Origin of the sequence: Campylobacter sp. LR291e, from assembly GCF_008633915.1 — a bacterium.
Lineage (GTDB): Bacteria > Campylobacterota > Campylobacteria > Campylobacterales > Campylobacteraceae > Campylobacter_D.
In genome coordinates this window covers 166,925-187,615 of the sequence record NZ_VJNV01000015.1, presented here as the reverse complement: position 1 = coordinate 187,615, position 20,691 = coordinate 166,925, and the positions used below count along the sequence as shown (strand labels likewise).

Below are 20,691 nucleotides of genomic sequence, written 5' to 3'. Positions count from 1 at the left end.
GAGAAAAAATGTTTGATGAAATTCGTTTTAATACCATTGAAAGATTACCAAATTATGTTTTTGCAGAAGTAAATGCTATTAAAATGGCAGCTAGAAGAAGTGGAGAGGATATTATAGATTTTTCTATGGGAAATCCCGATGGTAAAACCCCTCAACACATTATAGATAAACTTTGTGAAAGTGCCAATAAAGATAAAACCTCAGGTTATTCTGTTTCTGCTGGAATTTATAAATTAAGACTTGCAATTTGTGATTGGTATAAAAGAAAATACGGGGCTAGTTTTGACCCTGAAAGTGAAGTAGTAGCAACTATGGGCTCAAAAGAAGGCTTTGTAAATTTAGCAAGGGCTGTTATAAACCCAGGGGACGTAGCTATAGTACCAACCCCTGCTTATCCTATACATAGTCAAGCCTTTATTTTAGCTGGTGGAAATGTGGCTAAAATGCCTTTAATTTATAATGAAAAATTTGAACTTGATGAAAATAAATTCTTTGAAAATGTAGAAAAAACACTTTATGAAAGCATTCCAAGGGCTAAATTTTTAGTAGTAAATTTCCCGCATAATCCTACCACCGTAACCGTGCAAAAAAGCTTTTATGATAGACTTGTAGCAATGGCAAAAAAAGAACGTTTTTATGTGATTTCTGATATTGCCTATGCTGAATTAACATTTGGGGAATATAAAACCCCTTCTATTTTTGAAGTTGAGGGAGCAAAAGACGTAGCTGTTGAAACCTATACCCTTTCAAAGTCCTATAATATGGCAGGTTGGCGTGTAGGCTTTATGGTAGGCAATAAAAAATTAATAGGAGCTTTAAAAAAGATAAAATCATGGTTTGATTATGGAATGTATACGCCTATACAAGTAGCTGCTACTATTGCCTTAAATGGGGATCAAACTTGCATTGAAGATATTAAAAATATCTATGCTAAACGTTTGGAAGTAATGCTTGATAGCTTCACAAATGCTGGTTGGGATCTACTTAGACCAAGTGCAAGTATGTTTATATGGGCAAAATTACCTACTAATAAGGCACATTTAAAAAGCTTAGAATTTTCAAAACAACTTTTACAAAAAGCAAGTGTGGCGGTAAGCCCTGGTATAGGCTTTGGCGAGGTAGGTGATGAGTATGTAAGACTAGCCTTAATAGAAAATGAAAACCGTATTCGACAAGCAGCAAGAAATATTAAAAAATACCTAAAAGAAGAATAAATGCTAAAAGTAGCTATACTTGGTTATGGCGTTGTTGGCAGTGCTGTTGCAAAAACGCTTTTACAAAATAAAGAAATCATTAAAGCAAGGTGTGGTGAGTATATAGAACCCGTAATTGCCCTAGCAAGAACTCCTAAAAAAAATGCCTTAATACCAATAACTCACAATGTGGATGAAATTTTACAAAGAGAAGATATTGATATTTTTGTAGAATTAATGGGTGGAATTGAAACGCCTTTTAAAATAGTTAGTGAAATTTTAAAAAAGAAAAAAAATGTAGTTACAGCAAATAAAGCAATGCTTGCTTATTATCGTTATGAGTTAGAAAGTTTAGCTAAAAATTTAGCCTTTGGCTTTGAAGCAAGCGTAGCAGGTGGAATTCCTATTATAAAGGTACTAAAAGAAGGATTGAGTGCAAATCATATTTTAAGCTTAAAGGGCATATTAAATGGGACTAGTAATTATATTTTAACAAACATGTCTAAAAAAAAGCAAAGTTTTGAAAGCGTGTTAAAAAAAGCACAAGAATTAGGCTATGCAGAAGCAGATCCTAGCTTTGATATACAAGGACAAGACGCAGCTCATAAACTTTTAATCCTAGCAAGTATAGCGTACGGCTTAAAGGCAAAACCAGAAGATATTTTAATACAAGGCATTAGTCAAATTTCAAGCGAAGATATTTATTTTGCAAAGGAATTTGATTATGTTATAAAATTACTTGGTATAGCAAAGGATAAAAATAGCAAAATCGAACTTCGTGTTCATCCTACTATGATTCCAAAAGAACAAATGCTTGCAAAGGTTGATGGCGTTATGAATGCCATTAGTGTAAGTGGAGATATGCTAGGAGAAAGCTTATATTATGGGGCAGGGGCTGGTGGAGACGCCACTGCTAGTGCTGTAGTATCTGATTTAATGGACATAGCAAGGGGACAATTAAAGGCCTCTATGCTTGGCTTTAAAGATGATTTAAAATACACTCTTTTAGAAAAGGATGAAATTTATACAAAATACTATTTGCGTATAAAGGTAGAAGATAAAATCGGCGTTTTGTCAAAAATAACGCAATTAATGAGTCAAAATTCAATCTCAGTTGATAGTTTTTTACAAAAACCAAAGGCAGAAGAAGCCTTTAGTACATTGTTTTTTACTACTCATCATACCTATGAAAAAAATATTCAAATTTTCTTAGATATTTTAGCTAAGCAAGACTTTGTTAAGGCTTTGCCTTTTATGATTAGAATAGAGCATTAAAATTTGGGTTTGTCAGCTTATTTAAATGGCATTTTAGGGGAAAATAAGGCCTGTGCTTTTTTAAAAAAGAATGATTTTGAGATTATTACAAGAAATTTTCACTCAAAATATGGAGAAATAGACATAATAGCTAAGAAAAATGAAATTTTACATTTTATAGAAGTGAAATTTACAAAAAAAGATTATGAAGTGTGGCAAAGGGTTGATAAAAGCAAGTATGATAAGATACTAAAAACAATAGATTATTATATGATTAAGCACAATTTTAACAAGGAATTTCAACTTGATTTAATTTGTATTAAAAATGATAAGATAGAATTCTATGAAAACATTAGTTTTTAAGCTAATATTTATTTTAAAAAAATAAAATTACAAAATCAAAAAATAAAGGAGAAAAAATGGGAAAATATATTGAACTTACATCTGAAAATTTTGCAGAAGCAAAAGAAGGTGTAGCTTTAGTTGATTTTTGGGCACCATGGTGTGGTCCGTGCAGAATGTTAGCACCTGTACTTGATGAACTTGCTAATGATTTTGAAGGTAAGGCTAAAATTTGCAAAGTAAACACTGACGAACAAGGCGATTTAGCCTCTCAATATGGGGTTCGTTCTATCCCTACTTTGATATTTTTCAAAGATGGCGAAGTAGTCGATACCTTGGTTGGTGCACAATCTAAACAAGCAATCACTGATAAAATCAACTCTTTACTATAATTCTAAGGCTTTTTAGCCTTAGAAAGTTTTACCTATTCGTTTTCTAGCATTGTTTTATCCCGACCCTTTAAGTCTTTAATACTTGGATAAAAAGGATGCAAAAGTTCTAGGTAAGAAAATTTTTTTGATATTTTTGATATTTTTGATAATTTAGATAAAAATAATACTTGCCTAGTTTAGAAGCTTTAATTCTTTCTCAATATAATTAGGACTTTTAAAAGCAAGGCTATTATCAAAGCCTATTACTTTTGGCGGTTATCCAGCTTTAAATTCATATTTATAAGCATTAAATCCTATTTCATCATAAGCAAAATAATCATTTATGTTTATATCAAAAAACCTCTATAAAAAAATTATGGTCATAATAATCTCGCTCATAAAGATTTATACTTTTTAATTCTTTTTCATAAAGTTTTTTTAACTCTTCGTCTAAAAACCTATATTTTATTTTCTTTTCATCCACATAAATAGCAAGATTAAACAAAAGATTAATTTCATTTTGTAACATACCTTGAGAAAGTGTTAGTATAAAATCCTTTAAACTCCATACTAAATAAGCATAAAATAACTCATCATAAAAGCTAATCAAATAATCATCATCTTTTCTATTTTATTTGGCTAAATAATCAAGCATAGTAAGCTTTAAAGGATTTTCAATAAACCAAGTTTTGTTTTTAAAAATTTTGTTCTTCTTCTTTTGTGATTATGCCTAGCTTTTCTAATTCTTCATATAATTCGTCATTAAAGACATAAGGCTTTGCTTTAAACCAAAATCTTTATGAATTTGTTCTATATAATTTTCAATTTGTTTAACATTTTGAGTATGAATTTTACTTACATAAGAAATGATTTGTTCTTTTGTTAAAAATTTTAGTATGCTTTTTAATTATACACTCAAATTCTAGGTTGTTTTCATCTTCTAAATAATACGCACTTGCAGGTATTATTTGAGTATTATGTATGGGTTTAATATAATTATGGTTTAATTGTGTAAGCCACAAAGTATTAATTTTCTTAATTTCTTCTTCTAAATTATCAAGCTTTGTAGGAATATATTTGGGTATTAATTTGTTTCCTTATTTATCAAAAATTATTTTGCCTAGGTATATACTAAGATTATTTTTATAACTTCTATATACTTCATCCAAATCATGCACTATCCATATATTTCGCCCATAGTATTTATCAGTATCGTTTTTATCGGGACAAACATTATTAAAACCTCTAATATTTGTATTTATACCTAAATAAATAGCCTTTTGTTCTTTTTTTGTTTTGTAAAAAGTTTTTGTGTTTGTGTATGTTTGCTAAAGCTATTTTGGAGGCATTAGAAATGCTACAAATTAAAGATATAATTAAAATAAAATTTAAAAATTTCACTCTTTATCCTTTTTGTAATTATGACATTTTATGTTTTATCATTCTCTCCTACCACAAACCTAATCTTATTATTATCTTGTTTGGGATAAGCAACTTTTATATAAACAATGTTTTCTTCTTCATTTTATATTAATTTACTTTTATTGCTTAGTAATTCTACTAAACGATTATTTATTATACCTATACTACCGCTGCTTCCAAATTCTGCTTTTTCATTTACACTATAAAGATACAAGTTATCTTTAATAATATTATCTTTTTTAGTAAAGGTCTTGCAACATTCTTTATCAGTATATAATCTAACACTATACTTACCCCCAACTTTTTCCTAACTCAAAGGGATAAGTTTTTAAAAAAGAAGGTCCTGTGTCTTTATTGATTTCATTTATTTTAAAATAATAATCTCCTTCTAATAAACTTGAAAAATTATTATTTGCATCATAATAAAAATAAACCTTTTTATTATGATTTAAATAATAATAACTTGCTATTTGTTTATTGCTTTTTCTAGCATTATTATCCTTAGCTGTTCCACTTCTTGCCATATAAGAATTTATTAAGTAATTTCCCTTGTAATGATAAATATTAAAGCCATCATATAATAAATTATCCTTTGCCTTAAGTTTAAGTATAAGTACTATGTTGTGATTAATATAGGTATTAAATATTCTTTTAGCGTTTTGTAAATGGGTGCTTATATAAAAATTATTATCTTATAACTTAACCTTAAAGCTATAACAATCACTAAAATATTTTTCTTTATTAAATCTAAGCTTACCATTTATATCACTACTTTGTTTTAGATTTGCTACCCTTAAAGCCTTATCATGTTTAAATCCTTTTATCTTTACCCTTGCATTAACAATAGCTTATCCATGTTCATCTTGTAAATATAAGATAATAAAGCTAGGTGAGTTTAAATTTTGTGGAGATGGAGTGAAGTTTGGTTTGGTTTGGTTGGAATATACTTTACCATCTGGCATTGTTACATATAAAACACCATCTTTTAGTTCTATTTTTGTATTTAATTCAGTATTTAGCATTTCATTTTTTATTTCATTTTTAGCATTTACATAAATGTTATATTCATTTTCATAAATTTCTTTTATAAATGGTGTTTTGAGTGCATTGTCCCAAACAACATGACCATTTTTATGGTATAAAACTTAAAATAATTCCTTAAATAAAATCACTAGTCAATGAAATTAATTGTTCATCCCAAACATCTCCATTAGCAATATGAATAATTACTGATCTGCTATTATCTTGTATAAAAAGTAACATTCTTATAGAAGGGTTTTGTTTAACTAAAATATCGCCAACAGAATATGCCGATTGAAGTATATTGTTTGCATTGTTTAAAATTTCTTTTGTTTAATTATTATTCATTTGTTATCTTTCAAAAACTTAAATTTCAATCAAAAATTTTTTACTACTTTATCAATATTTTTATTAAGTTTTGTTTCAACATATTGTTTAAATTGTAAATATTCACTCTTATTTTTTGGTAAAATATTAATAAACTTATGATTATAACTTGAAATAATGATTGCATCAAAAAATTTATAATCAGTTATTTTATCTCCATGATATAAATGAAAGCATAGTTTCCATAATATAAAAAATATAAAACATAAAACGCATATTATCGAAAAAAATCCTCCAATATATAAAAATAAATAAACAATAAGTGTCACAACAATAATCATATATTTTCTAAAAGCAAATTGAATAATTGATAATTGCTCATTGCGTGTATCTATACTTTTAGTAATTTGTTTAATATCATTTAAATTTATTTTAACCTGTAAATTATCATTTCTTAAAATAATACAATCGTTATAAAAATAAATTTTATATTTTAATGATTTATAATAAATCAAATATAAAGGTATATATACCAAGCACAAAGTAAGTAAAAAAGCTTTATTGTAAAAATAAATTGCTAAATCCATTATCTTGCATAATAATAAAAATTACAAGTAAAGGTAAAATAATAATTAGACTTAGTAAAACAAAAATTCCATTATAGTCCTTAATAATTATAAGTTATTCATCATAGTTTCTTAACTTGTTTTTTAGCTTATTTTCCATTTTTATCCCTATTAATTTGAATAATACTCAAACCTTTTTGTTTTTCTATAATATCAAAAAATTTATTTTTATCGAAATTTTTGATTAACATATCTTGTATTAACATATTATATAAATCACCAATACTTCATACTTATGCCTTGTTAAATCTTTAAAACTAATTATGGAAAAATTACTAAATAAACAAAAAGTATAAATCTTTAAAATTTCATCATTATTTATCTAGTTTTAGTTTTTCTTTGAGATTGTTTTTTGTTCTTATTTTTAATGATTATAAGAATTTGAAGTTTAAAAGTGGTATCAAGGGGGAGACTTGAACTCCCGACCTCCGGCTTATGAGACCAGCGCTCTAACCAGCTGAGCTACCCTGACAAAATAAAAAAGGTGATTTTACTATATTTTTACTAAAAAGTTGCTGATTTTTGCTAAATTTCTTTAAAGCTTTTCTTGGCTATAATAATTTTTTTAGACAGGTGTCCGAGTGGTTTAAGGAGCACGCCTGGAACGCGTGTAAAGTGAAAGCTTTCGAGGGTTCAAATCCCTTCCTGTCTGCCATTATAAATTGATAAATATTATTAATAATTAGCCGAAATTATCCTATTATTTTAATTAAAATTTAATTCAAAAATTGATAATATTTTGCAAATTAATTTTGAAAGGGAAAAAATGAGTTTTGACAGCATTATTGCACATATGAATGCCCATCATCATGATAGTTTAATTGATTTGTGTAAAAAATTTGGTGGGGTAAAGGACCCTAAAAATCCTAAGCTTATAGGTGTTGATTTTAACGGACTTGATATTATTTATAATGAAAATGAAAAATTAAGGGTGGAGTTTCCAAAAAGCACAAATGAAGAAGGCTTAAAAGATACCATAATCGAACTTTGTAAAAATGCAAAAGAGGTAAAGGATTTATCTCATATAAAGCAAGAATATATTGATTTTATGAGAAGTTTTAATTCTCTTTGCCTTGCTAGTTTAAGTCAAAAAGGAGAGGTAATTTGTACCTATGCACCTTGCGTAAATACCGAATTTGGCACCTTTATTTATATTAGCGAGGTAAGTGAACATTTTACCAGTCTTAAAATGAATAGTAACAATATTGAAGTTATGTTTTTAGAAGATGAAAGCAAGGCAGCTTCTGTAATCTTGCGTAAGAGATTGCGTTTTAAAAGCAACGTAGAATTTATTGAAAGAGGCGAGTTTTTTGATAAAATTTATGATGAATTTGAAAGACAAACAGGTGGTGGAGGTGGTATTAAAACCATTAGAACCATGCTTGATTTTCATTTAATAAAGATAAATTTTGGAAAAGGTCGCTTTGTAAAGGGTTTTGGACAAGCCTATGATATAGAAGAAAATGGAGATATAAAACATATTACAATGGGTGGAAATCCTCATAAATTTCCACACAAAAAATAAGCAGTTTTAAATTTTAAAACTGCTTATTTTTCTACAAATAAAAATATAACTTCGTTTAATAAATAATTAATTTTTAAAGTTAAAATAACTTGTGTATAAAGCACAAGTTACAAGCATCCTTTTGGAGCACTAAAGGCTGTTACTTCTGGCAAAGTACCCTTAAATTTTTCTATATTTACAAGACCTGTATGAGAGATATTACCATTTGCTAGTTTTGAAGTAGGAATATCAATGGTTAATACATTTGCACTTCCATACTTACAAAGCCCATTTTCATCAGGGTCATACCAACCACCCTCACAAAGTCTAACCACGCCTTGCATGATATCACTACTCACAACAGCACCTGCTAAGACCTCGCCTCTTTTATTAAACACACGCACTATATCACCATTTTTAACGCCAAGCTTTTTAGCGTCCTTACTATTAATAAGAATTGGCTCTCTCCCACCAACTGCGTATTTTTCACGCAAAGAAGTATGGCACATTTGAGAGTGTAAGCGATTTATCGGGTGATTTGTAAGCAAATGAAAAGGGGCGTTTTTATCTGCATTTCCAAGCCATTCAATAGGCTCAAACCAAGTAGGGTGAGGTTTACAATCATCATAATTATATTTTTCAATGCTTTCAGAATAAATTTCAATTAAACCTGATTCGGTACCCAACGCATTTAAAATAGGGTCTTCAATAAATTCAGCAAATCTTACCCATTCAAGACTTTCTACATTTGCTTCAAATTTCACAGGCTCATTTTTAGCCCAAAATTCTTCAAATTCAGGCATAGGAGTAGCAAATTCAGCCCCATAAGCCCTAGTTTGTCTTAAAGCACTATTGTAATGTTCTTTGATAAAATCCATTGCCTTTTTGCCATTGTCAGTAAAGGCATTATAAACATCCTTGCCATAAACCTTACACAAATCAGCAAAAATTTCATAATCATCCCTACTTTCATCGATAGGCTCAACTGCCTTTTTCATAGGCACTATATATTGATTAGAATAATCCCCTGCCATAGTTAAATCATCCCTTTCATAAGGGCTAGTAGCAGGCATTACTATATCAGCCATTTTTGCTGTAGGAGTCCAGTAAATTTCATTTACAACAACGGTTCTTGGTACTCTCCACGCCTTTAAATTTGTGTTTGTATCTTGGTGATGAACCAAAGGATTTCCCCCTGCCCAATAAATAAAATCCATCTCAGGATAGGTTAATTCTTCGCCATTGTGTTGAATTTTCTTACCAGGATTTAAAAAGGCCTCTGCTACTCTTGCAAGTGGAAAAGAATAACTTGCTGCATTTTGCAACCACTCAGCCCCACCTAAGCTAGCTTCTGCCTTTGGCATACCTTTAAATTTACCATTTTTCCAAATTCCAACACTACCTGCAGTAATACCTCCTATGATTCCACCCTTACAAGTTGGAACACCTCCATTGCTATAATGATAGCTAAGTCCAAAGCCACCACCCTTAGTGCCTATTTGTCCAATCATTGAAGCAAGTGTAACTAGCATCCAGTGAGGTTGTTCGCCATGGTGTGCCCTTTGCATACCCCAGCCACTCATTATCATAGTAGTATTATCATAAAATAACTCAGCTAGTGATTTTATATTTTTTTCACTTATACCACAAATTTTACTTGCCCATTTTGTATCTTTTTTAATGCCATCTTCTTTACCATCCAAATAAGTCTTAAATTTATCAAAACCTGTAGTATAGTTTTCTAAAAATTCATAATTTACTTTTCCTACTGCTATTAAATGACTAGCCATTCCAAGCATCATTGCCACATCCGTATTTGGGCGAGGTGCTACCCACTGGGCATTTAAAAATTTAATCGTTTCAGTACGCACCGGGTCAATGCAAATTACTTTAATCTTTCTTTCTTTTAAGGCTTCAAAATATTTTAAACCCTCTTGTTCTGTGCTTGTCCAAGAAATTCTTAAAGTTGCTAATGGGTCAGCTCCCCAAATAACTACAACCTTACTTTCTTCTAAGATATTTTCCCAAGAAGTTTGTTGTTCATAAACTTCTATGCTACCAACCACATAAGGCATAATGATTTGCGATGCCCCTGTTGAATAATCTCCGGTAACGCCTGTAAAACCACCTGTTACATTTAAAAAACGATGCAATAAAATCCTTGAATTTTGCATATTTCCACTTGATTTCCAGCCATAACTTCCACCAAAAATAGCACTCGCTCCCTTACTATCCCTTGTTTTTTTAAGTTCTTTTGCTATAAGTTCAATGGCTTGTTTATAGCTAACCCTAACAAATTCTTCTTTTCCACGAAGTTCTCTTTTAGGATTATCAGGGTTTTCAAGATAAGATTTTCTAACATAAGGAAAGCGAACTCTTGATTTATAAATCATGTCAGGGGTGTAGTGTTGTAAAGGATTGTCCATTTTAGTGATTTTTTCAAAGGGTTCAGATTTTACCACAACCCCATCTTTTATGCTAAGTTTTAAAATTCCCCAGTGTGCTGCTGTTATGATAGTACCATTTTTTACAAGACCTGAATTTATCTTTTCAGCCTTTATACTTGCACTATTTGCAAGGCTTGGTAAAACAGGCAAACTAGCCCCTAAAATAGCCCCTCTTTTTAAAAATTTTCTTCTATCTAAACTCATTTTGTCCCCTTTATGTCTTTTGAATGTTTTTGTAGATACTCTATAACTAGCCATCTGTCTTTTTTATCAATCCCTGTCCTATCAGCCATTGAACGAAAGGTAGCTGGCCAAGCATTTGCACCAAATTCACTTTCTTTATGAGCACTATGACAAATTCCACAATTTTCACTATAAAGCGTTTTAGCCCTTACAAACATATCTTTATTATTTTTTTCAAAATCCTTTTTATCTACCCAAACTTCTATACTAGCCTTGTCCCATTTGCCATTTTTTCCATCGATTTTATTTTTAAAATCAAGCTTAGTATTTTTACTAAAAGCTGCAACCATAACCCTTTGACTATCATTAAAATACAATACAAAAGGCGTTTTAGGATTTACAAAACCCTCAACTTCAATCAAGTATTTATCCTTGTCACTTTGCAAAATATTAAAAGCATTTGTCGGCAAAAGCCTACCTGTTGCCTTTTTATCATCTTTGTTAAGATATAAAGAAAGAACTTCTGGACTATATGCGATATTTTTTGCAAATAAGCCAATACAGAAAAAGCACATAAATAAAAACAATCTCATTGCTTATCTCCTAATTTAAAATTTGTTTATTATAGTTAATATAAAATAAATAAAAACTTAATTTAGTATAATTTAAAATACTTATTTTATAGAATTTAGCTTTAGTTTATTATGTTAATTTAGAATAATATAAAAGTAAATTAAAATTTAATGCTTAAAATAAGATATGCAAAAATTTAAGCTTAGAAAAATTGTGTAAAAAGATATTACAAAAGAATTTACAAAGATAAAAAAGCTAGTAAAAACTAGCTTTTCATTTCAATAGCAGTTTGAATCATTTCATCACTTGTAGTAATACTAGCTGCACTTGCCTCGTAGGCCCTTTGTGTAACTATAAGATTAGAAAGTTCAGTACTTAAATCCACATTAGATTGTTCTAAGTAATTACCCGCAAAGGTAGCTGTATAAATTATATTGCCATTTGCATCTGTGTAAAAATAAGCATTTCCACTATTTCCAGTAGCTGCGTAAATATTTTCACCAACTGCAGCAAGACCTTCTTCATTTATAAAATTATAAAGGGCAAGTTTAGCCACGGTTACGCTTTTTCCATTACTAAATGTAGCTATAATGCTACCATCATCACCCACCGTATAACTATTTAAAAAGCCTTCAGCAAGCCCGTCTTGAGTACTTGAAACGCTATTTGTATCAGAAGTAAGACTAATATAAAGACCATTAAAGCCAGAACCTACTACATTTTCATCATAAGGGGTGCCAAAATTTAAATTTACAACTCCACCATCTGGGTTATTAATACTTGTAAGCGTACTTGATGATAAAGAACCTAACTCGTTAAAGGTTAAAATTCCACTTACTGCCTCGCCAACTGCTTCGCCATCACTATTATAAATTTGAGCAGTTGCTGAGTAAGTAATAGTTTCATCAATTTGTGGCAATACCCTTTGCAATGTAACTACAACCGTGCTTTTGCTACCATCTGCATTATAAAGTGAGCTTTCGAGGGTTGTAGTATTAGCTTGTTCTTCTTCTGTTACTACTTGCAAGGCTGATAAGGTTAAAGAATTTTCATCAAAGCCACTTAAATCTAAATCATCAATGACAAAATTAAAATTATCATCTAAGTATGCCTCGTAACTTGCATGAACACCATTGTCATCGCTAAAGGTAACCAAAACCCTATCACCTGATTTGACGCTATAAACATCAGCTTGAGTTATAATCCCACTTACGCTATATGTATCATCTGCATTTTTAGTATAAGTAGCTAGATTAGTATCTAAATCATGAGTTACATCAACAGTGCTAATCCCACTTCCTAAATAACCTGTCCAAGATACATTTTCAGTAACTGTTGGTTCTAAATATATATTATTTGGCAATAAAATAGCTGTTTGAGTGTCCACCGAAGTAAGACTAAAATCTTCATCACTACTAACTGTGTAGCCCGAAGTTACAGGAGTATCGTACATATCGCCCATTAAATCAGAAACCCTATCACTATATGTAATAGTAGTAAAATTTGGATTCATAGTACCAAGCACATAAAAACCAGAACTTGTTACTAAATAGCCATTAGCATCTTGAGTAAAAGACCCATCCCTTGTATAATAAACACTTCCATCATAACCAGTAACCCCAAAAAAGCCTTTTCCTTGTAAGGCTACATCTAAATTATTGTCAGTTGCTACAAGTGAGCCTTGTTCAAATACCAATCTAGTAGCTGAAGTTGTAGCAGAATAGCCACTTTGTGCTGGATTTGTAGAAGAGGTAGTAACTGTGCTATAAAAAATATCAGAAAATTCTGTACTTGAGTATTTATAACCTACGGTATTAATATTTGCAATATTGTTTGATAAAACATCCATTCCAACGCTTTGAGATTTAACACCTTCTACACCATTATAAAGTGAAGCATTCATAATATATCCTTTACCCTTTATGAAATTTTATTTGTAATCATATACCAATGAAATTTCATTAAATAGTACATATTGATCAGCCATTTGAGCATAAGCAACACCATCAACAAATCTAATCCCTTCGATTAGATAAGAACCATACTCAGCAGTAATCTTTTCGCCATCTGCGTTATTATAAACTAACTTAACTGTGTAATCGCCATTTCCTGCATAAATTCCATCATTATTTTTACCATACCATACAATAGAATTAATACCAGAAAATAATTGACCATCAACCGATTCATTATAAACTAAATTGCCATTAGAATCATAAACTTCTAAGGTGACACCATTTTCATCAGTGTCTTCTGGTAAATACATCTTTAAGGTAATAACATCATCAGAACCAGTTAAAGTAACAGTGTTATCTTCAATAGTAGCCATCTTACCAATAGCAGCAAGGGCTGAAGTACTCATCGCAGTACCCATTGAATCTGCAAGATATTCCATAGTATTAACCATAGCTTCCATAGTCTCATTTGTATTTTGTTGCATTTCAAGACTAGATAATTGTGCAGTTTGCGTAAGAATAGTCTCTGTATCCATAGGGTCAGTTGGGTCTTGATATTGAAGTTCTGTTAAAAGAAGTTGTAAAAACGCATCCTTATCAAGCTCAGCATTTGGATTTGTGTAAGTTGAACTACTTGTAGTAGTTGTGCTAGTTGTATCGGTAACTGTTGTTGCCATAACCTACTCCTTTTTATAAATTTAAATTCTCAAAGCAAAAGCTGTTCCACTTTTAAACTTTTCAAAAATATTTTGCTAAAACGACTTCAAGATTGATATTATCATCATTTCCATCAATCATATCACTAAAGCCTCTAGTACTTTGTGTTTTAGCACCTCTTTGGTCTTTCTTACTTTGGTCACTAAAATTCATTTCAAGTCCTGTAAAGCCCATATTAACAAGGGAATTTTTAAATTCAGCTTGGTGTTGCAAGAAAAGCTGCATGGTATTTGAATTTGAGTTAAAATTAATGTGAAGATTATTTCCTCTTTGCATTAAAACTACCTCAACCTCGCCTAAATTCGATGGATTTAAAGTAATACTTAGCTTAGTAATAGGCGATTTATATTGTGAAATTGCCTCTTGTAAATCCTGAGAAAAATACTGCATAGTTTGTTTTGGCGTAGTAGCTTGTGCCCTTACTTGATTATGATTTATCCTACTTAAATCTTTAACCAAAGAATTTAACTCATCAAAACTACTATCTTGTTCGTTAAATAAAACATTATTTTCTTGGTTTAAATTTACATTAGTTTTAGTATCCTTAACCATATCATTTACATTTGTGAAATTTGAAGCATTATCCTTACTTAAAATAGTTTGAGTGCTATCAAGTCCTTGGGCACTTTGTTGAGTAAATATTGCCTGACTTGCTTGGCTACTTAAATTTATATCTTGTTTTGGTGAAAGATTTACTTCCTTAGCATTTTGACTTAAAACTTGACTTTGCCTTAAAATACTAGCATTATCTTGCTTTATCTCGCTACTTTGCTTAGTTTGTGCTTTTGGCTCACTTACTTCCTTATTTTGAGTAGTACTTTGCTTATCTTCTGTTTTAAAGGTACTTTCTTCTTTTGTTTGAGTTGCTTGAATATTTGGCTTAATCTCTTGTTTAACCTCGTTTTTAATCTCAGTTTTATTTTCAGGCTTAATCTCAGCTTTAATCTCTTGTTTTACTTCTTGCTTATTTTCACTTTTAAGCTCAGGTGTAACCTCATTCTTAACCTCTTTTTCTTGAGTCTTAGCCATTTCATTTGGCTTAACCTCAGCTTTTGCTTCTTGCTTATTTTCAGTGTTAGGTTTTGAAGTGTTTAAATTTTGAGTTTTAATCTCTGTTTCTTGCTTTATATTTTCATTTTTAACATTATCATTTTGCCTTAAATTTTCACTCGTTTTTTGCACATTCTCATTTGTTTGAGTTGGCTTATTTTGAGTCTTTAACTCATTGTTTGTTTTACTTTCTTTAACATTTTCTTTAATGTTATTGTCATTTTTAACATTTTCATTTTTAACATTTTCATTTTTAAGATTTTCATTTTTAAGATTTTCACCCTTATTAACATTTTCACTTTTTAAATTTAGAGTGTTTTCAATCTTACTATCTTGCTTTAAATCCTTTGTGCTTACTTCTTTTATGTTTTGATTTTGTAAATTTTGATTTTTACTATCTTCTTTGGTCTTTAAATTTAAATCAATATCAAGGTCTATGTTATTTTCGTTATTTATATTTTTATTTTTTAAATTTTGACCTTCATCAGCTATTATTTCATCTAAATTTTGCAAGGTTTTTGTAAGCAAAGATGAATGATTTTTATTATTTTTAATATGCAAATTTTGATTTAAGGAAGTTCCCTTTTCTTTCATTAAATCTTCTAAATTCTTAGTTAAAGTGGTGATTTTTTCAGTAACTAATTCTTTAAAAACATTATCTACATTATCATTTTGGAAAAAATTTGCCTTAGCTAAATTTGGATAAGCTGTTTTTAAATCTCCAAGCCTATCTACCTTAATTTTTTCCACATTTAAGCCCATATCCTTAGCAATACTAAGTAATTCTGTTAAATTTGTAGCCTCTTTTAATGCATTTAAAGTTGATTCAGTTTGCACTAAATCACTTAACTGGCTTGATAAATTTGCCAAAGAAATATTAGCCGTATTAGTTTGCAAGGTATCAAGCAAGGATAAAATTTGAGTAAAAGAAGCTGATTCAAAAATAGAAATTTTATCATCTTGACTAAAGTCTTCTACATATAAATTTTGCGTTATAGTTTGATTAACAATCTTAGTTTCACTAACCCTTACATCATTTGGCAAAAATTCATTTGTCGCATCTATTGAATTCAATAAGGTATTTAAAAAACTTTCAGTATCGTTTAAGGTATCGCCTAACATACCATTATTTAACATAGAATCAGTGCTAAATAAGCTCGAAGTTCCACCTTCTACAATATTTGTTCCTATACTCAATAAACTAGTTTGCGAGGCTAAATTTGACATCTTTTTTCCTTTAAATTTAACTTTGTCCTACAAGGGCACTAAGCAAGGTTTTAGTGGTATTGCTTTGTTCAAGTAGTTGAGTTAATAAATTACTTGTGTTATCATCAGTTGTAACATAACTATTTGCAAAATCAGCTAACTCGCTTTGAAAAGATTCTAATAAGGTTAGAATTTGTTCATAAGCATAACTAGTTTGCAATACACTTTGAATGATTGATGAAGTTGAGCTTGAAGAGGTATAAGATGCAAAATCTCCATTTTCAAGCTTTTTCATAGTATCATATAAAAGCTCAGTTTCACTAATCTTCATTCTATCAGGCAAATAAGCATTTAAAGCTTCTGCTTGTTTGGTTAAAGTTTCATAAAAACTTTGTGCGTTGCTAGTTTCAATACTTGAAGTACTACTTAATAAATTCGTAGAACTTGTTAAACTTGAAGTTAGTATAGATAAATCAGCCATTTTTTACTCCTTATTTTAAAAAATCACTCTTAGCCAAAATAGGAAATTTTTCCTTTAAATAATCCTTAGCATAAATTTTAACCATCTTATCATCATTTAGCTTTAAAATAACATTTAAAAGCTCGTCTAAACATTTTGTCTTAGTTATCTTTTTAAGATTTTTTTCATCTTCTAAAAGCTCACTTAGCTCCCCTGAAATTCTAGCCATCTTATCATCTTCATTTGCCTTTAAAACTTCTAAAAGGTTTAAAATTTGAAGTAAGATTTCATTTTTTCTATCATTGATTTGTAAGCTTAAATCTGTATCTAAAAAGCTTTGAGTTTCTGCATTTAATGGTTTTGACATTGTATTTCCTTTTTTAAAAATATATTTGCAAGATTTAAAGCAATAAATGTGCCAAGTTTTATTTTTTAATCCTTAAGCAAAGTTTTTATATAATTTTTGCTTTTAAATTAAATTTTGGAGAAAAACGTGGAAAATATTAGAAATATCGCAGTTATAGCCCACGTTGACCACGGTAAAACAACTATGGTAGACGAGCTTTTAAAACAATCAGGTACCTTTGATGAAAGAGAACAAATCGCAGAACGTGTTATGGATAGTAATGATATAGAAAAAGAACGAGGTATAACCATACTTTCAAAAAATACAGCTATTAATTATAAGGGTACTAAGATAAATATAATTGATACTCCAGGACATGCTGATTTTGGAGGAGAGGTAGAAAGAGTTTTAAAGATGATTGATGGGGTTTTACTCCTAGTTGATGCCCAAGAAGGCGTTATGCCTCAAACTAAATTTGTAGTTAAAAAGGCTCTATCCTTAGGACTTAAACCCATAGTTGTAATAAATAAAATCGATAAACCTGCAGCAGAACCTGACAGGGTGATTAATGAAATCTTTGACCTTTTTGTCGCACTTGGGGCAAATGACGAACAACTTGACTTTGCTATCGTTTATGCAGCAGCAAAAAATGGCTATGCAAAATTAAATTTAGAAGATGAAAATAAAGATATGCAACCACTTTTTCAAACTATCTTAGAAAGAGTACCTGCCCCAAGTGGTAGCAATGATAATCCTTTGCAATTGCAAGTTTTTACCTTAGGATATGATAATTTTGTAGGAAAAATAGGCATTGCAAGAATTTTTAATGGCAAGGTTAAAAAAAATGAAAATGTCTTGCTTGTAAAGGCTGATGGTACTAAGCTTAATGGTAGGGTTACAAAATTAATAGGCTTTATGGGCTTAGAAAAAATGGATATTAACGAGGCCTTTTCAGGTGATATAGTAGCAATTGCAGGTTTTGAGGCTATGGATGTTGGAGATAGCGTAGTTGACCCAAATAATCCTTCCCCACTTGACCCTCTACACATTGAAGAACCAACTTTGAGTATAGTTTTTGCAGTAAATGATGGGCCCTTGGCTGGTACTGAGGGTAAATTTGTAACTTCAAATAAAATATCTGAAAGATTAGAAGCTGAAATGAAAACAAATATAGCTATGAAATTTGAAAGTATAGGCGAGGGCAAATTTAAAGTAAGTGGCAGAGGAGAGTTGCAAATTACAATTTTAGCTGAAAATATGAGGCGAGAGGGCTTTGAGTTTTGCATGGGAAGACCAGAGGTTATCGTAAAAATGGATGGTGGAATCAAAACTGAGCCCTTTGAACACTTAGTTATAGATGTACCTGATGAATTTAGTGGTGCGGTTATCGAAAAGCTAGGAAAAAGAAAGGCTGAAATGAAAACTATGACCCCAACAGGAGATGGCCAAACTAGGCTTGAGTTTGAAATTCCAGCCCGTTCTTTAATAGGCTTTAGAAGTCAATTTTTAACAGATACTAAGGGCGAGGGCGTGATGAATCATAGCTTTTTAGAATTTAGGCCCTTTAGTGGTAGTGTTGAAAAACGTTCAAATGGGGCGTTAATATCTATGGAAAATGGCGTAGCCCTTGGGTACTCGCTTTTTAATTTACAAGATAGGGGAGTTTTATTTATAGAACCTCAAACTAAGGTTTATACAGGCATGATTATAGGTGAGCATTCTCGTAGTAATGATTTAGATGTAAATCCTATAAAGGGTAAAAATTTAACAAATGTTAGGGCTAGTGGAAGTGATGATGCTATAAAGCTTGTACCACCTAGAAAACTAAGTCTTGAAAGGGCTTTGGAGTGGATTGAAGAAGATGAGTTAGTAGAAGTAACCCCGCAAAACATACGCGTTAGAAAAAGATACCTAGATGCAACTCAAAGAAAGAGAATGGAAAAAGCAAAGTCTTGAAAATAGATGAACTAGAACGGGCTAGAATTTTTATATTAAAACGTTTAGGAATTTTAAAATTTTTAAGCGTAATAGAGGGCTTATTAGTAATGTTTTTAGCCTTTATTTTCATAAAAGATTTAATTATAGCTTTAATTTTAGGCGTTTTTATATGTGTGTTTTTTTACCGAATTACAAGTAAAAAATTAAAAAATTCTCTAAATAACCTTGAAGAAGAAGTTTTAAGCCTATTTTTAAGACAAAATAATGCAAAAATAAACAAAAAAGCCATTTTGTTAAAGGACTTTGAAAGCTTAAATTTAAGTGAAAAATTAAATGAATTTAACTCTTTAAAGCCCTTAATCTTTGAAAATTTTAGCCTTTGTGATATAAAATTTAAGGATGATAAAAAAAGATTTTTTTGTGGAGTTTTAATACAAAGTAAGTTAGCCAAAAAGGAATTTAAAAACGAAGAAAGTATATATCAAAAGCTTAATAAAAAGGAATTTGATATGAATGCTATCTTTGGTTTTAAGGGTAATTATTTGATAGCTAGTATGCAAAATCCTTTTTTTATAAATTTAAAAGAGCCTATAAAAGTAAATTTGATAAGATTGCAAGAAAGATTAAGCCTTATAAAACAGGGTTTATTTGACTAGCATATAGAGTTGTTCTTGTATATGAATGGGGCGATTTTTTAAATTTCTACTTGCCCTAAAGGTGTTGTACGGCTTTTCTATGCACTCGCATTTTCCTAAACTTTTAAGCTTTTTTAAAAAATTTTCTTTTTTTACAAAGCCCTCGCAATTATAAGAAAGTAAAATAATCTTTGCCTTTAAATTTAATATTAATTCAAAAAGTGCATCTTGTGCAAATTTTGGACTATTAAAAGCACTTTTATTCCAGCCTTGTACAATGCCTGAAACCCTTGAAATTTCTTTTGGTTTTTGATAGTTTGCTATTAAATTTAACATAAAATAATTTGACCCATAGGGGTGTTGATTGTAAGGTGGGTCAAGGTAAGCTACTTCGATTTTATCAAGTTCTTTTGCTAAGTCTTGCACCTCTTTTTTATATACTTCAAAATCACAAGAAAAATTTGAAAAAATAGGCATTTTAAGAAAAATTTCACCCTTAATTCTACTTAGGGCATTGCAAGCCTGCCCCCCAAATTTACCAACCCCAAATTTATCCTTATAAAAGCCTTTAAAAACGCCACCTGTATTAGAATGCACACTAGCAGAATAAATCAAAGGAGCTATAAAAAAATGCTGAAATTCCTTTGGAATTTCTTTTTCTATTTTACTACGCATAGAATCTAAATAAAGAGCGTTTCTTTGAGTATAAAAAACCCTTTCATTTTTTTGAATATATTCATCATTTTTAGGTGCGTAAAGTGTACTAATAAAGCCTTTTTTAAGTTCTAAATTCTCACATAAGCTTTGATGCATTGTTTCTAAATCTTTTATATTTAAGTCATTTTTATTACTAAGATAGCAAGAATTTATAAGCTTAGAATAATCTTCTAAGTCATTTGCAACTATGAAACTTGAATAAGCCTTAGCAAAACGAGAAACTATACCACTTCCACTAAAGGCATCACAAAAGCTAAATTTGTCCTTTTTAAGTTCTTGTCTAGCAAAATCAAAGCCTTGTTTTAAAAAACCAAGCAATGCCCTTTTATTACCTAGATAAGTTATGATTTGTTCTTTTAAAAAAGCTGGATTTTCATTATTTTCATTATTTTCATTATTTATCAT

17 protein-coding genes, 2 tRNA genes and 1 pseudogene are annotated in these 20,691 nt (G+C 30.1%); 8 read left to right on the top strand and 12 right to left on the bottom strand.

Annotation, left to right across the window (positions count from 1 at the left end; all coding sequences use genetic code 11):
• The first annotated feature begins 8 nt into the window (after positions 1-8).
• From FMM58_RS03375 to trxA, 4 genes are read left to right on the top strand one after another with little or no spacing between them, the layout of a single operon-like run.
• Positions 9-1,214, top strand: a complete 1,206-nt coding sequence (locus FMM58_RS03375; protein WP_150180387.1) for an LL-diaminopimelate aminotransferase — start codon at positions 9-11, stop codon at positions 1,212-1,214.
• On the top strand, positions 1,215-2,468 hold the full coding sequence (locus tag FMM58_RS03370) for a homoserine dehydrogenase (protein WP_150139844.1): 1,254 nt from the start codon (positions 1,215-1,217) through the stop codon (positions 2,466-2,468).
• Between the two features lie 3 nt (positions 2,469-2,471).
• Positions 2,472-2,810, top strand: coding sequence for a YraN family protein (locus tag FMM58_RS03365; RefSeq protein WP_150139846.1), 339 nt, complete (start codon positions 2,472-2,474; stop codon positions 2,808-2,810).
• Positions 2,811-2,866: 56 nt separating this feature from the next.
• Positions 2,867-3,181: a thioredoxin gene (trxA, locus tag FMM58_RS03360; protein WP_150139847.1), complete on the top strand. Its 315-nt coding sequence runs from the start codon at positions 2,867-2,869 to the stop codon at positions 3,179-3,181.
• Positions 3,182-3,512: 331 nt separating this feature from the next.
• Here the strand turns inward: trxA and FMM58_RS08915 are convergent, their stop codons facing one another.
• The 4 genes from FMM58_RS08915 to FMM58_RS03340 form a co-directional block, all read right to left on the bottom strand.
• Entirely contained in the window at positions 3,513-3,770 is a 258-nt protein-coding gene (locus FMM58_RS08915; protein ID WP_223810151.1) for a hypothetical protein, read from the bottom strand.
• A 1,102-nt stretch (positions 3,771-4,872) separates the two neighbouring features.
• Positions 4,873-5,106: a hypothetical protein gene (locus FMM58_RS03350; protein WP_150180386.1), complete on the bottom strand. Its 234-nt coding sequence runs from the start codon at positions 5,104-5,106 to the stop codon at positions 4,873-4,875.
• 873 nt (positions 5,107-5,979) lie between these two features.
• On the bottom strand, positions 5,980-6,516 hold the full coding sequence (locus FMM58_RS03345; RefSeq protein ID WP_150180385.1) for a hypothetical protein: 537 nt from the start codon (positions 6,514-6,516) through the stop codon (positions 5,980-5,982).
• A 434-nt stretch (positions 6,517-6,950) separates the two neighbouring features.
• Positions 6,951-7,027, bottom strand: a tRNA-Met gene (locus FMM58_RS03340).
• A gap of 95 nt (positions 7,028-7,122) precedes the next feature.
• Here FMM58_RS03340 and FMM58_RS03335 point away from each other — a divergent pair.
• Together FMM58_RS03335 and FMM58_RS03330 are read left to right on the top strand one after the other, a co-directional pair.
• A tRNA-Ser gene (locus FMM58_RS03335) sits at positions 7,123-7,210 on the top strand.
• A gap of 111 nt (positions 7,211-7,321) precedes the next feature.
• Positions 7,322-8,080, top strand: coding sequence for a HugZ family heme oxygenase (locus FMM58_RS03330; RefSeq protein WP_150151621.1), 759 nt, complete (start codon positions 7,322-7,324; stop codon positions 8,078-8,080).
• 107 nt (positions 8,081-8,187) lie between these two features.
• Here FMM58_RS03330 and FMM58_RS03325 read toward each other — a convergent pair whose 3' ends face one another.
• The 7 genes and pseudogenes from FMM58_RS03325 to FMM58_RS03295 all read right to left on the bottom strand — a co-directional run bounded on the left by FMM58_RS03325 (position 8,188) and on the right by FMM58_RS03295 (position 17,017).
• Positions 8,188-10,710 carry a molybdopterin guanine dinucleotide-containing S/N-oxide reductase gene (locus tag FMM58_RS03325; protein WP_150139850.1) on the bottom strand — a complete coding sequence of 841 codons (2,523 nt, stop codon included), beginning with the start codon at positions 10,708-10,710 and terminating at the stop codon, positions 8,188-8,190.
• Positions 10,707-11,282 (bottom strand): cytochrome C, encoded by a 576-nt coding sequence (locus FMM58_RS03320; RefSeq protein ID WP_223810447.1) that lies wholly within the window; start codon positions 11,280-11,282, stop codon positions 10,707-10,709. Before FMM58_RS03320 ends, FMM58_RS03325 begins: the two co-directional genes overlap by 4 nt.
• A gap of 245 nt (positions 11,283-11,527) precedes the next feature.
• A complete protein-coding gene (locus FMM58_RS03315) occupies positions 11,528-13,165 on the bottom strand; it encodes a flagellar hook-basal body complex protein (RefSeq protein ID WP_150151615.1) in 1,638 nt (545 codons plus the stop codon).
• Positions 13,166-13,195: 30 nt separating this feature from the next.
• Positions 13,196-13,894, bottom strand: a pseudogene (locus FMM58_RS03310) (flagellar basal body rod modification protein); the annotation flags it as partial.
• Positions 13,895-13,955: 61 nt separating this feature from the next.
• Positions 13,956-16,211, bottom strand: coding sequence for a flagellar hook-length control protein FliK (locus FMM58_RS03305; protein WP_150151609.1), 2,256 nt, complete (start codon positions 16,209-16,211; stop codon positions 13,956-13,958).
• A gap of 16 nt (positions 16,212-16,227) precedes the next feature.
• Positions 16,228-16,671, bottom strand: a complete 444-nt coding sequence (locus FMM58_RS03300) for a hypothetical protein (protein WP_150151606.1) — start codon at positions 16,669-16,671, stop codon at positions 16,228-16,230.
• Positions 16,672-16,681: 10 nt separating this feature from the next.
• The gene (locus FMM58_RS03295) at positions 16,682-17,017 is read right to left on the bottom strand and encodes a hypothetical protein (protein WP_150139855.1); all 336 of its coding nucleotides are present in this window, start codon (positions 17,015-17,017) and stop codon (positions 16,682-16,684) included.
• 126 nt (positions 17,018-17,143) lie between these two features.
• Between FMM58_RS03295 and typA the strand changes: the two genes are divergently transcribed.
• Together typA and FMM58_RS03285 are read left to right on the top strand one after the other, a co-directional pair.
• Entirely contained in the window at positions 17,144-18,952 is a 1,809-nt protein-coding gene (gene typA, locus FMM58_RS03290) for a translational GTPase TypA (protein ID WP_150180384.1), read from the top strand.
• Positions 18,949-19,590 carry a poly(A) polymerase gene (locus FMM58_RS03285; protein ID WP_150139857.1) on the top strand — a complete coding sequence of 214 codons (642 nt, stop codon included), beginning with the start codon at positions 18,949-18,951 and terminating at the stop codon, positions 19,588-19,590. Before typA ends, FMM58_RS03285 begins: the two co-directional genes overlap by 4 nt.
• On the opposite strand, the gene FMM58_RS03280 is transcribed toward FMM58_RS03285, so the two are convergent.
• Positions 19,579-20,691 (bottom strand): DNA adenine methylase, encoded by a 1,113-nt coding sequence (locus FMM58_RS03280; RefSeq protein WP_150139858.1) that lies wholly within the window; start codon positions 20,689-20,691, stop codon positions 19,579-19,581. The two genes, FMM58_RS03285 and FMM58_RS03280, sit on opposite strands and share 12 nt — an antisense overlap.

What these genes read in the sequence shown, in the direction of transcription:
- FMM58_RS03375 (WP_150180387.1), top strand. Translation starts at nt 9, where the DNA reads ATGTTTGATGAAATTCGTTTTAATACCATTGAAAGATTACCAAATTAT.
- FMM58_RS03370 (WP_150139844.1), top strand. Translation starts at nt 1,215, where the DNA reads ATGCTAAAAGTAGCTATACTTGGTTATGGCGTTGTTGGCAGTGCTGTT.
- trxA (WP_150139847.1), top strand. Translation starts at nt 2,867, where the DNA reads ATGGGAAAATATATTGAACTTACATCTGAAAATTTTGCAGAAGCAAAA.
- FMM58_RS03350 (WP_150180386.1), bottom strand. Translation starts at nt 5,106, where the DNA reads ATGGCAAGAAGTGGAACAGCTAAGGATAATAATGCTAGAAAAAGCAAT.
- FMM58_RS03345 (WP_150180385.1), bottom strand. Translation starts at nt 6,516, where the DNA reads ATGGATTTAGCAATTTATTTTTACAATAAAGCTTTTTTACTTACTTTG.
- FMM58_RS03330 (WP_150151621.1), top strand. Translation starts at nt 7,322, where the DNA reads ATGAGTTTTGACAGCATTATTGCACATATGAATGCCCATCATCATGAT.
- FMM58_RS03325 (WP_150139850.1), bottom strand. Translation starts at nt 10,710, where the DNA reads ATGAGTTTAGATAGAAGAAAATTTTTAAAAAGAGGGGCTATTTTAGGG.
- FMM58_RS03320 (WP_223810447.1), bottom strand. Translation starts at nt 11,282, where the DNA reads ATGAGATTGTTTTTATTTATGTGCTTTTTCTGTATTGGCTTATTTGCA.
- FMM58_RS03315 (WP_150151615.1), bottom strand. Translation starts at nt 13,165, where the DNA reads ATGAATGCTTCACTTTATAATGGTGTAGAAGGTGTTAAATCTCAAAGC.
- FMM58_RS03305 (WP_150151609.1), bottom strand. Translation starts at nt 16,211, where the DNA reads ATGTCAAATTTAGCCTCGCAAACTAGTTTATTGAGTATAGGAACAAAT.
- FMM58_RS03300 (WP_150151606.1), bottom strand. Translation starts at nt 16,671, where the DNA reads ATGGCTGATTTATCTATACTAACTTCAAGTTTAACAAGTTCTACGAAT.
- FMM58_RS03295 (WP_150139855.1), bottom strand. Translation starts at nt 17,017, where the DNA reads ATGTCAAAACCATTAAATGCAGAAACTCAAAGCTTTTTAGATACAGAT.
- FMM58_RS03280 (WP_150139858.1), bottom strand. Translation starts at nt 20,691, where the DNA reads ATGATAAATAATGAAAATAATGAAAATAATGAAAATCCAGCTTTTTTA.